This is a genomic window from Paenibacillus sp. 102 (assembly GCF_039549175.1).
Lineage (GTDB): Bacteria > Bacillota > Bacilli > Bacillales > Bacillaceae_G > Bacillus_A.
This window is the reverse complement of record NZ_JBCGHT010000025.1, coordinates 1-12,746: the sequence shown is the minus strand read 5'-3', so window position 1 is coordinate 12,746 and position 12,746 is coordinate 1. Positions and strand designations below refer to the sequence as shown.

Sequence of the window (12,746 nt, the reverse complement as noted above, 5' to 3'; positions counted from 1 at the left end):
AAAATATTCTATTTAAGAGGCTGCTCTTCTAATATTAATTCTTAGCATCAGATAATATTGTTAAATATATATATATATTTTCAACAATCTCTTTTTTTTTAGATAATTAGTGATACACTATATGTTGTATAAAGCAAGAGCAATTGTTAAAGGTGGTTATTATAGGTGAAGAAGATATCATTATTTTTGATAGTTATTAGTCTATTATTAAGTGCATGTAATGGTACTAGTATTATTAAAAAAGAAGAGAAAGTTGTAGAAAAAAACACGCAGAAAAGTAGTATTATTCCGCAATATCCTATTTCTGATGGTTTTTATAAAACTATTATTCCTTTAAAAGAACAAAAAATAATAAATGCAGTTAATATACAAACTAATTCTAAATTAGATATCGATAAAGTTGAATTAGGTTTAATGCATATTTCATCTAAGCAATTTGATACAAAAAATCACTTATTACAAATAGGTGAATATCTCCCTCAAAAAACAATAGAAGAATTAGTGACAAAACAAGAGGTACCTTATGTGTCTAATATTATGGAATTTGATTATTATACTAAGAAACATTCAGGAGGATTGAGTTTAGCTGGTGTTGTTATTGGTTTAGCTGTGACTTCAAATTATTCTAATGAAGAAGCAAATGCCAAAGGGAGTGAAATTGCTAATCAACTTTTAAAAGTTCTTTATGAAAATAAGCAATTTGTAAAAGTTCCTATTACTTTTTGTATTTTTAAACAGGAAAGTTCTAGTTCTTTAAAACCTGGTACTTTTATTTCTAGTGCAACTATACAAAAAAATGAAAACAGCGTAGGGCAGTGGGTTAATATTAACGAAAAAACTTTTGCTTATCCTTCTGATGATTTTAAGCAAACACATGCAGCAGATAATGATAAATTAGATGCTTTTGCTAAGGAAGTGAAAAAATTTAATTCAGCTGATTATATACCTGTTAATGCTACAGTTTTTTATAAAGATGATTCTATGGATACTATAAATATGAACGTTTTATTTAAATTTACTGGTAAAGCTGAATTAGTTGCTTTTACACAAATGATAACGCAAAATATATTAGATGTTTTTCCTAAAGATACTAAGGTTCAAATGACTATAAAGTCGGAGCACAAAACTGAAGCAGTTATTGTAAAAGAAAAAAATGAAGATGAACCTTTTGTTTCTTTTATTGAATAGTAAAATAGTAAAAAAGACAGTTTAATAACTGTCTTTTTTACTATAAATATCAGTTCAATTTACCATGATTGTATTATCATTAGCTGTTTAATATAACTTGATTCTTAAAACAAATGAGATTCAAGCTATTTTGGATCCGATGTGACAGATTATTTTTGAATCATTGCTGCCCCGATTTATCCTATTCGTAACGAAGTGCTTCAATTGGATCTAATTTTGCCGCTTTATTCGCTGGAATTAATCCGAAGATAATACCAAGCGTCATCGAGAATAACACACCCCCAACAACAACCTCCCATGAAACGAGCGGTGGCCATTTTGCAAATGTAGAAACAATATATGCTCCTCCATAGCCAAGGCCAATTCCAATTAATCCACCAAGAAGCGTTAACATAACCGCTTCAATTAAGAATTGCAGCAAGATTTTACTGCGCGTTGCTCCAAGTGCTTTACGTACCCCAATTTCACGCGTACGCTCTGTTACAGATACAAGCATAATATTCATAACACCGATACCACCAACGACTAGTGAAATACCTGCAATACCACCAATGACCATTGTCATGATGCCTGTCATTTTTGAAATACCTTCTTGAATTTCTTTTAAATTCATAACTTCGTATTTACCAGATACATCACTTGGTTTACGACTATTTAACACATCAGCGGCTTTTTTACCTGATTTTTCTAAATCATCCGCAGTTTTTGCTTGAACAGAGATACTTTGAATTTCGTCTTTTCCATATAGTGTTGGCCACAATGTAATTGGAATTAAAGCTTTCGATGGTCCCATTCCCATGAATTCATTATCTGATTTATAGACACCTATAATTTGCATCGGTTGTCCTTTCATCTCAATAATTTTTCCAACTGGATTTTCCTTCTTAAAGACCTTTTCTTCCATACTCTTACTGATCATCATAACATTATTACCTTGCGCAATATCTGACTCTTGTAAAGAGCGACCTTTTACGACTTTCACTTTATTTACTGAGAAGTACTCACTATCTAACCCTGTAATACTCACCATCTCTTTTTTATCCTCAATATCGAGTGGCTCCATACTTGTATTCGTTGTAAGAACATGCGCAATCTCTGGAAGTTTTTTTATTTCAAAAATATCTTCCTCAGTTAATTTTGGCTGCTCCATCATTTCCATACCAAATGGATCATTTATATCCGCACTATAGTGAATGGGAATAACGTTATTACCAGCCCCAACGAACTGCGACTTCAGCGCCGCTTCCCCGCCTTGTCCAATTGCAACAACAGTAATGATAGAAGCTACACCAATAATAATTCCGAGCATCGTAAGTGCTGAGCGCAGTTTATGAGCTAGAATAGAAGACAGGGCAATTTTGATACTATCTAGTAAACTCATACCGCACACCTTCTATCTTCTGTAATTTTCCCATCTCTTATCACGATTCGGCGCGAAGAATATGCCGCAACTTCCTCCTCATGCGTAACCATAACAATCGTTGTACCTTCTTCATTTAACTTCGTGAAAATATCCATAACTTGCTCCCCAGACTTTGTATCAAGGGCACCAGTTGGTTCATCAGCCATAATAAACGTTGGATTATTCGCAATGGAACGCGCAATCGCCACACGCTGCTTTTGTCCACCTGAAAGTTCACTCGGCAAGTGATGCACCCTGTCCGACAATCCAACCTTTCCAAGTGCTTCAAGGGCTCTTTGACGGCGCTCTGCTTTCTTCACACCACCATAGATAAGTGGAAGTTCCACATTTTCTACTGCTGATAGACGCGGCAGCAAGTTAAAGTGCTGGAATACAAACCCGATATATTCATTACGAATGAGGGCAAGTTTTGCTTCATCTGCCGTTAAGATATTCACGCCGTTTAACACATATTCACCTTCTGTTGGACGATCTAAGCAACCGATAATGTTCATGAGTGTTGATTTCCCTGAACCAGATGGTCCCATAATCGAAACAAACTCACCGCTTTGAATCGTTAAACTAATGCCATGTAAAATTGGCACCGCAAATTCCCCTTGGTAATATGTTTTATGAATATTGTTTAACGTAATCATTTTTCTTTCACTTCCATTCCGTCATATACATTGTCGGAAGGATTTTTAACCACCTTTTGCCCCACTGTTATGCCTTCAAGAACTTCTGTCCAGTTTCCGTCAGTAGAACCTTTTTTCACATTTTGTTTACGAAGTTTTCCTTTTTCTTCTACATAAACAAATGGTTCACCATCTTTTTCTACAATGCTCTTACTAGGGACAGCAATTATCTTCTTATTTTCTAAGTTTACTTGTAGTGAGACGTGATAGCCCGGAGATAAACCTTCTTGTCCATCTAAACTAGCTTTATAGGTATACTGAGACATATTTTGTGTTCCGTCACCAGCTGCTTGCATCTCTGCATTTGTCGGAAATTCACTTACTTCTGTAATTTTTCCTGTCCACTTCTTCTTACTATTTGCTTTTGCAGTTGCAGTAAATGGTTGATCTTTTTGAATTTGTGACTTTTGAAGCTCTGTTAATGTCCCCTGGATTTGGAACGGATCTTTAGAAGCGACTTGTAAAAATGACTTTCCTTGTCCCCCCATTGCTTGCGCTGAGCTTTGTGCCGCATCTTTATCTAACTTTTGTACAACACCAGAAAAATTACTATAGATTGTGAGTTCATCTTGTTTTTTCTTTAATTGTTGTGCTTGTAATTGGCCCTTTTCCTTTTCAAGTTCAGTAGTTTTTTGCTGTATTTCTATTTCACTTACTTGCTCTTCCATTGGGTCTGTTACTTCTTTCCCAGCACCGCTATCTTTCGCTTTCTTAATCTCTTTCTTTAGTGAATCTATTTTCTTTTTCCCTTGATCATAGCGCATACTTGCCATTTTTTGATCAAGCTCAGCTTGCTTCATTTGTAAATTGATTTCTTCATTATCATAAGAGAATAATTTCGTTCCTTTTTCTACTTCTTGCCCTTCTTTCACCGCAATATCCTTCACTTTTCCTTTTATCGGATCTGCATAGAAACTCTCAATATTTCCAGGCTTTACTTGTCCTGAAATCAACTTCGTATTATTGAGTGTACGTTCGGTTACTTTCTCAAAGCTAACAGCGTCTCCCTTTGCTGCACCTGCACCCTTTTTCTTCCCTTGCGTCATAAAAATATTGATGGCTACAATAGCGACAATTAATGCAATGACTCCGATAATAATCCATTTTTTCTTTTTAGTAGATCGATGTGTTGTAGTTGATAACATTATGTATTCCCCTTAATGATGATATAATTTAGTGCATAAGTCTATTGAATAATTTATATCGGTCTCCTAAAGTAAATGACTATAAGAACAAAATAAAGAGGTCGATCCTTTATTGTAAAGAAACTGACCTCTTTATTTTGTACTTCATATGATATAAATAATTGCAAAAACTAAACTACATCACTGCTTTTAATAATTCTGTTACTAATGGGATTACTCCACCAATGAATTTTAAAACTGCGATTGCGATTTCCATTTGATTTCCTCCTCTTTTTTGAGTATAAAATTGTGGTAAATTTTTATACTCTTATAATAGCCAGAGTTCTTTCTGATATCAATACATTTCAATATGCAATATTTCATATTTATATACATTTTTAATTTTTTAATATAATAAATCAAACAACTTTTGGTTATAGAATCTCCCTCTACCTAAAAAGTTCTATTTCATAATGTAAGAGAGATTATTTTAGGCTTTTTCCCGAAAGAAAATATCACAAAGAAAGAGTTAGGGTGCATACACATGTCATTCAATTGACACTCCCCCCCCTAAAGGGGCAAGCTGGCTAAAGCCAGTGGGATTCTTGCTACCAAGGGCGAAGTCCATTTCTGGTATCGCTGACATGCAAGATTGCGGTGTGCCATCACCACTCTCACGACAAACCCTATAGGTTCGTGAGCTACGGTACTATGACCATACCGTACAGTAAGTTGCGTGTTCAAATGTTTTAGCGTCTTGTTCTTGACGACACATATCATTTTACCGATAGCGTGAGTTAGTCTATCGAACCTCATACGATATCTTGTTTTCAAGGAACACATAGGCGTTTTAAAGACTTGTTCTGGTCTATAGTTGCAGTATACCAAAATACAAGTGTTTTTCTACGACAAAGCGATACCTTCATCCCATGCCTAAAGGCGGACTAACGTCCTACATGGACTTTTCCGTATCGCGAAATCTGTAAATATTTCGCGATATTATATGATGAATATATGAACTATAATATGAAATGAGTTAATTATATTCCTTTATTAAATAAATATTGTAATTCTTAATATATGAATGTATAATAAATAAGCGTCTTCTTTTTATATGTTTTAAGTAGACAAATCACTCATTTGCCGAAAAAGAGCCTTTTCTCTAGGGAGGGTTCTTTTTTCTTTATACAAAATTAAATAGCTACAACTTCCTACTTTAACTTATATAATTATTTTTAAAATAATTATATATAAATAAATTAATAAAAATATTTATTGCTTTGTAATAAAGTTTATTCAAAAACACCCTACAAACTAGTATTATACGATTAAAAAAACGTAAAAACACACACCCTAATTCATTTCAAAATGTGATTCAAAAGTTTATAATAATCAAAGAGAATTTCTTAATGTAAACTAATATTTAAAAGTCTACATTTATATTTGACCTAAAAAAAAGAACTTGCAGATTTCTACAAGTTCTTTTTTTCATACTGTTAACGTAAAGGAAAACATATCATTCAAACAGTAACATTAAGATTTTTATAATTCGTTGTATTATAGTAATAATTTACGAATTTCTTCTGTACTTAGGCCAGTGAACTTTGCAATGTCTTCTAACGGCATGCCATTCTTATGCATACCACGAATTAATTGGATCTTTCCTTGTTCAATCCCTTTTTCTAAGCCTTTTTCTAGCCCTTCCTCTAAACCCTCTTCACGAGCATGCGCTATTTTAGCTTGCTCATCTAGAAGTACTTTTTCACGCGCTTCATACGCTGTTCGGAAAGAGGAGTCATGACTCATATTCTCCCATTTATTCATTGCCTTTTTTAAAATTGGATCTTGATTCATTGCAATCTCCTCCAATGTTTGAGTTAAATGTTCGTCTTCATGTGCTGGTAATAATAACATCCAGCGAACAAATGCATTTTCCCATGGATTGACCTTTTCTTCACGCCATTGTTTCACCAATTTGGGTATCTCTACAAAATGAATTTCAATATCGTCACTTAATAATTGCTGCGTCTTTTTATTCCATAATTGTCCAATTGTATGGCAGGCTTCATCATGTGAAAACAACATAAAATCCAATAAATTAATGGTAATTGTTTTCCGAAGTGAACGATACGGCATCCCTTCTTGCATTTGGGACGTATAAAGTTTACTCCAATAATATAAGGATCGCTTCACCATGTCATGTGTATTCCGAAGCTGAATTTCTATATTTACTTGTGTTCCATTATCCAATGTTGCTAATAAATCTAAAATGGATAATTTATCATCTTCATAAGATTTATGAAGATGCGGATCTTCTAATTGCAAAGATGTAATAGGTGCATCTAAAGATTCCTCTAAAATAGCATTCAAGAATCCAGTCAGGATTTCCTCATTGCCTTTTGTTCCGAATAGCTGTTTAAAAGCAAAATCGATTCGTAAATTTACTAATTTGGTGGACATGGATTCCCTCTCCCTGTCTTATAATATCTCTTTTTTTCATTGTACATAAAATTAGATAGAACATGCAAACAAGCTCTAATGATATTTCACATATTTAGTGGATTTTCTATTAATAATATATATTCATCCTAATATCAGCATCCAGAAAGTACTCATACATTCTATTTAGACAAAAAATACGTAAATGTATTTTTTCTTTTATGCAGTCTATACATATATCTCCTTCATGTTTTTCCACTATGTATTTAATGATATTCAGTCCAAGACCAGAGTCCCGATTATTTGTTCATGAACAATCCTCTCGGATATATTTCTTTAACAACTTGATATATACGGTTACAGGAAGAAAATAAAGTGCGAAAAATAAGCTATTCGGTCCCAGCTTAAAAATATCAACCGCAAAAAAGAACGCCCAATTGTTGGACATCTAGGGGGTGGAATAGCCCGAAGTAACGCTCAAGGAAACGAAGGGTTGCTGTCGTTGTGGAACTGAAAAACTCCGACTTCAAAGTTCACTTAAGAAAAAAGATGTCCAAATAACTTGTATTTTTGGACACCCTTTTAATCTACTTTATTAATAAGCCTGTAGAAGTAACTTCATAAACTACTCTTTTTCCAAAACTCTCTTGTTTACTATTGTCTACATTTGTGAAAATCGCCCTATACCCACCCTCAAGATGGGTAAATTCAATTTTGTCTCCTACTTTTACTGGTACTTTTTGCGTTTCAGCATTCTGTTGTTTATTTCCATAAATTTCTTTATTGCATACTACTTTTCCAGATGGATTTTGTACTTTAATACTCGCATACGTACTATTAAAGTAATGATGCGGCACGCCTGCTTTTAAATCAATTTGCATTTCTTCTGTCGACTTATTGAAATTAATTTTGGCAAACTCAAAATCTCCAATTCCTTTCATCGACCATGCAAATTGATTTCCATCTAAAATTGTTGCTTCTGGCATTTTTTCTACTTTTTTCAATCCTTCTTTTGTAATCTCATACATTGCTTTTGTTCCAATAGTCTCATTTTTCCCATTATCAATATCAGTTAGAGTAGCTCGTACCTTTTCCTTTTCTTTATCTCCTTCTAAATGTGTAAATTGAATATAATCTCCTACTTTTACTGGTACCTTTTGTATTTCAGCATTTTGTTGTTTATTCCCCTGAATTTCTTTGCTGTACACAACTTTACCTGATGGGTTCTGTACTTTGACACTTGCATACGTACTATCAAAGTAATAATGGGGTACTCCAGATTTTAAATTCACTAGCATTTCTTCTGTCGACTTGTTGAAATCTAATTTTGCAAACTCATAATCACTATATCCTTTTAATGACCAAGAGAATTGATTTCCTTCTAGCATATTAGAAATGCCATTTAGAATTTTCACCTTTTTCTCCACAGTTCGATCAAATATATCTGTTAGTGTAATTTTAGCGTAAGCTGTTGAAGGTAATTGCATAGATTGACTAACCTCGGTTTGATAGGACTTAATATTATCAATTACTTTAAGCGGCTGTCCTGTTAGATTTTCATTATTATAGATTTCTATTTTCCCTTTAAACTGCGGTGTACTTTGCGGTTTAAATTCCCAAGATACACTCATTTTTTCATTTTCATAATGAATATTTTGAACATCAAAATCTAAATTTCCCATCTCCGGTTGACTAGGTTGGTTTAGGTTAAACGTCTTTCCTGTTCCAATTGATGATTGAGTATTTCCTCCTGCCTTAACCCATACATATTCTGAAGTTGCTCCTCCATCATATTGATAGGAAGTATCATGCTGTCCAGAAACACTTTGATTATTCCAAGAACTCCATTGTTTATTCGATACTTTTCTACTATAACCATTTTTAAGACGAGCTTCTCTAACATCTTGTCCATTACCAGCCCAGTCTTCTTGAAACATCGATAATCCATAATTAAATGCGACATTAGCAACTGGATGATCCATAACCGCAACTAACTTCCATTCATTTGTTTTCGTATCTTTTATCCATTGACCAAATTTTGTGTGGCCATCTTCTTGCCAAGAACGAAGGAGCATTCGATACCATTCACTATTTTGCCAATTATAAGTGGTTTGAACTTTAAGACCCGTTCCTTCTCCCCCAAATCTACTCGCTTGTGACGTTGGGGATAAGTATTCAGCCTTTATTTCTTGGTTTGAGGCTATTGGATCCCAAAGTGCAAAATGTAGTGTTCGTTTACCCATTTGATCAAAACCACTTTGTTGTTGGAATCCAGCATAGCCACCGCCTTCTCCACCTTGATTCCAATTATGTACAGCCCAATAAGTATATGGTGCTGTTTGAACTGGTGACCAATCTATACTAATAATATCTGAAGCGGCTGTATTTTGCGGTGTGACATATACCGATGGAGCATTTGTGCGAGTTGCCGCCTCCGTATGTACCATAGATGTTCCAAACAGTGTAAACATGGTGCAGGCTGCTGTAGTTACTAAAATTTTATTAAATACTTTCTTTTTTTTCTGACTACTCACTAATTTCACTTCCTATTCTAGTTTTTATCATTCTCCGACAGAAGACTCCCTCCTCAATTTGCGTAAAGGTGCGATAGCACCAGCAAATAGGTGGGAGTCTTCTGTCGGTTGGGCTAAGCCAACATGTTTGTTACTATATACTTGTACAGATTGCTCTTTGAAAACTGAAGATATGAGGTTGATTGTAGAAAAATCGTTGCAATCGTAAACTCTTCAACGTTCTATCGCCCCACGCTTGCCGAAATTGCGAAAATCAAACTAAAGTAGGAAGCGTGGGGCGTCAACGTACATAATACTTAAGTTCTCACCGTAGGAACTACGGGCAAAGCCTGCTAAGATAACTGGTGGATACATCGGTGTTCGCAGGAATCTCCCACTTCAAACAGACCCCAAGGTCGTTAAGTGGGGATAGTTCAATATTGAATATTAACTTAGTAGAGGAATCTAACAAAATTCAATTCATAGCTATTCATTTAACACTTTATTGAACAACAAAAATATTAAAATAACTTGTTTTTCGGATACCCTCTTCATCTACTTTATTAATAAGCCCGTAGAAGTAACTTCATAAACTACGCTTTTTCCAAAACTCTCTTGTTTACCGTTATCTACATTTGTGAAAATCGCTCTATGCACACCCTCTAGATGTGTCATTTCAATTTTGTCTCCTACTTTTACTGGTACTTTTTTCGTTTCAGCATTCTGTTGTTTATTTCCATAAATTTCTTTATTGTATACTACTTTTCCAGATGGATTTTGTACTTTGATACTCGCATACGTACTATTAAAGTAATGATGTGGTACACCTGATTTTAATTCAATTTGCATTTCTTCTGTCGACTTATTGAAGTTGATTTTGGCAAACTCAAAATCTCCAATTCCTTTCATCGACCATTCAAATTGATTTCCATCTAAAATTGTTGCTTCTGGCATTTTTTCTACTTTCTTCAAGCCTTCTTTTGTAACCTCGTACACTGCTTTTTTTCCAAAGCTCTCTTGTTTGCTATTGTTCACATTTGTAAGAGTGGCTCTATGCACACCTTCTAGATGTGTTAATTCAATAAAATCGCCTACTTTTACTGGCACTGCTTGTGCTTCAACATTTTGCTGTTTATTTCCGTAAATTTCTTTGTTATATACCACTTTACCTGATGGATTTTGTACTTTAATACTTGCATACGTTTCATTAAAGTAATGATGTGGTACACCTGATTTTAATTGAATTTTCATTTGTTCTGTTGATTTATTAAAATCTAATTTTGCAAATTCGAAATCACTGATTCCTTTCATTGACCATGCAAACTGGTTTCCTTCTAAAATATTGGCAGAGTTCGGTATATCTGGTTTAATCGGATTAGAATCTGTACTTTTCCAAATTTCAGTTGTTAGATTTGGATACCCTAGCACCGTCACCTTTTGGATTGTATCAGTATTTGGACGTAATCCCCATTTCTCAAAAAATGGAATTAAATTTTGTTTTGCTACTTTTGACGCTATAATCATAAATAATTGTTTTTTATTTTCATCCGTTTGCGGAATCTCATTTGAAGGCATGTCTCTATATAATTGATGTAACTTAGGGTAGAAGTCTTCTCCATACGCCAGCTGTAATTGCCAAAGCATAACGACTTTAACAAAAAGATCACTAATCTCGTCATAATTTTTATTCGGTTGATCTAAGTATTGAAATGCCTTAGTATAAGCACCCTCTTGTTTCAATCTAATAGGTTGATTAGAAGTAAATGCTTTTTCTACGGCAAGGCTGTAAAGATTGACTTGTACCTCCGTCATATTCTTAAAATTCCAAGGACTTTGTTGTCTCATATGTCCCGCTTCATGCCAAGGGCCCCAGCCATCTTTTGTGAATTTATTAATATCTAATACGTGTTGGATTGCATCTCCTACATATGCAGTTCTATGAGGATATGCATACATATAATAATCCAAAGAATGGTTCTCTTCTACATAATGAATATAATGTTTATCTACTTGTTCTTCAGATAATCCAGATATTTCATCTTGAATTCTAGTAGCCTCATCCATCTTTTTTAAGAGTTGTACAGGGTCTGTATTAGAGCCCAGCAAATACTTTTTAACACGTGCAGGGCTGGCAGTAATCAATACACGCTCCCCTTTTAACTCCACCGCATGTGCATTTGGATATTGGTTTAGCATATCTATTAAATCTTGTTTCGTATGCTTTCCTAGTTCAAAGAAAGGAGTAGCAGTTCCACCTGTTGTTACTTTTGTTTGAATGGTACCACCTTGTTGTTTATTGTAAAAATAAATCATTCCTCCATTGGGAGATTGTATTGTGTTTGTACCTGGTTTTAATGTGAATGATTTAATTTTAGAGTCCTCTCTCCAAGAAGCATCATACGAAAAAGTTCCAATATATGCTTCGATATTTTGATTTCCTTCTACTTGAACTGTTATTTGTTCATTTGGCTTAGCATATAAACCTGTTGGCTCATATGGGCTAAAATTAAATCCCCTTCTTTCAAGATCTCGAAGTTGAATGACATCCCCCTTCCCTTTTACTGCAAATGACCGATTTTCCACTTTAACTGATTTTTCATTTTGCAATACTGTAGATACTTTCTGTTTCTGTGTTTGTTCCTCCGCAAAGACCTCTAATGACGGAGTTACTCCAGTAGCAAAGATAGATAATGTAGCAATTACTATCATTGATTTTTTTGTCTTTTGCTTCTGTTCCCTTTTCATGATATTCCTCCCATTATTTTTCTAAAAACTTGAAACTTAATTAAATATAAGTAATACTTATTACTTATATTTTCATAGTATCTGTTGACACATATTGTTACAAATTAAGATAAATTCACTTATTTATACAAGACAAAAGGTAAGTTTCAATGTATTTAATAGTACATATGGCTAGATCAATGTATTAAAAAATGAAAAATTTTAATACATTGATTATGCTGAGCGCATAAAGCACCCATAATTTGTCGAAATATTAACAAATTATGGGTGCTTCAAAGTTTATTAAGTCGACAAAGATAAAAAACTTGTATTTACTAGAAGAGTATGAATCCCCTTCTGACTCGGAAATAAATTAAGATATTGAAGTGGGTAACACAGTCTCCTGCAAGTGATTTCTCGTATCACTAAATATGAAATTCTTGTTTTTTTAAATAAAAAAATCGCCTTGACTAAGGCGATTCACATTTGTAGTTTAATTATATATTTCATGCTAATAATTATGGGATGTAATTCTGGTCTTACCCCCGTCAAGTAGACAGCTGTAAAAAAAGACTATGCGGCCATCGAGATTCGATATTCAATCGGAGCTCGATGGTTAAGCCTTTTTTGGAATCGTTTGTAGTTGTAATGATAGATGTAT

Annotated in this window: 7 protein-coding genes; 1 reads left to right on the top strand and 6 read right to left on the bottom strand. The window is 34.0% G+C overall.

Going from position 1 to position 12,746, the window contains the following annotated elements:
- Window positions 1-165: 165 nt before the first annotated feature.
- Window positions 166-1,188, top strand: a complete 1,023-nt coding sequence (locus AAIE21_RS26665) for a CamS family sex pheromone protein (protein ID WP_343269484.1) — start codon at window positions 166-168, stop codon at window positions 1,186-1,188.
- A 181-nt stretch (window positions 1,189-1,369) separates the two neighbouring features.
- On the opposite strand, the gene AAIE21_RS26660 is transcribed toward AAIE21_RS26665, so the two are convergent.
- From AAIE21_RS26660 to AAIE21_RS26630, 6 genes are all read right to left on the bottom strand, one after another.
- Complete coding sequence (locus tag AAIE21_RS26660) at window positions 1,370-2,569, bottom strand: ABC transporter permease (protein WP_343269483.1); 1,200 nt, start codon at window positions 2,567-2,569, stop codon at window positions 1,370-1,372.
- A complete protein-coding gene (locus AAIE21_RS26655) occupies window positions 2,566-3,246 on the bottom strand; it encodes an ABC transporter ATP-binding protein (protein WP_343269482.1) in 681 nt (226 codons plus the stop codon). The genes AAIE21_RS26660 and AAIE21_RS26655 overlap by 4 nt, the downstream gene beginning before the upstream one ends.
- Entirely contained in the window at window positions 3,243-4,430 is a 1,188-nt protein-coding gene (locus AAIE21_RS26650; RefSeq protein ID WP_343269481.1) for an efflux RND transporter periplasmic adaptor subunit, read from the bottom strand. Before AAIE21_RS26650 ends, AAIE21_RS26655 begins: the two co-directional genes overlap by 4 nt.
- Window positions 4,431-5,966: 1,536 nt before the next feature.
- Window positions 5,967-6,869, bottom strand: a complete 903-nt coding sequence (locus AAIE21_RS26640) for an Rpn family recombination-promoting nuclease/putative transposase (RefSeq protein WP_343269480.1) — start codon at window positions 6,867-6,869, stop codon at window positions 5,967-5,969.
- A gap of 566 nt (window positions 6,870-7,435) precedes the next feature.
- A complete protein-coding gene (locus AAIE21_RS26635; RefSeq protein ID WP_343269479.1) occupies window positions 7,436-9,382 on the bottom strand; it encodes a DUF3472 domain-containing protein in 1,947 nt (648 codons plus the stop codon).
- Between the two features lie 534 nt (window positions 9,383-9,916).
- Window positions 9,917-12,106, bottom strand: coding sequence for a M60 family metallopeptidase (locus AAIE21_RS26630; protein ID WP_343269478.1), 2,190 nt, complete (start codon window positions 12,104-12,106; stop codon window positions 9,917-9,919).
- Window positions 12,107-12,746 lie beyond the last annotated feature (640 nt).

What these genes read in the sequence shown, in the direction of transcription:
- AAIE21_RS26655 (WP_343269482.1), bottom strand. Translation starts at nt 3,246, where the DNA reads ATGATTACGTTAAACAATATTCATAAAACATATTACCAAGGGGAATTT.
- AAIE21_RS26660 (WP_343269483.1), bottom strand. Translation starts at nt 2,569, where the DNA reads ATGAGTTTACTAGATAGTATCAAAATTGCCCTGTCTTCTATTCTAGCT.
- AAIE21_RS26650 (WP_343269481.1), bottom strand. Translation starts at nt 4,430, where the DNA reads ATGTTATCAACTACAACACATCGATCTACTAAAAAGAAAAAATGGATT.
- AAIE21_RS26630 (WP_343269478.1), bottom strand. Translation starts at nt 12,106, where the DNA reads ATGAAAAGGGAACAGAAGCAAAAGACAAAAAAATCAATGATAGTAATT.
- AAIE21_RS26640 (WP_343269480.1), bottom strand. Translation starts at nt 6,869, where the DNA reads ATGTCCACCAAATTAGTAAATTTACGAATCGATTTTGCTTTTAAACAG.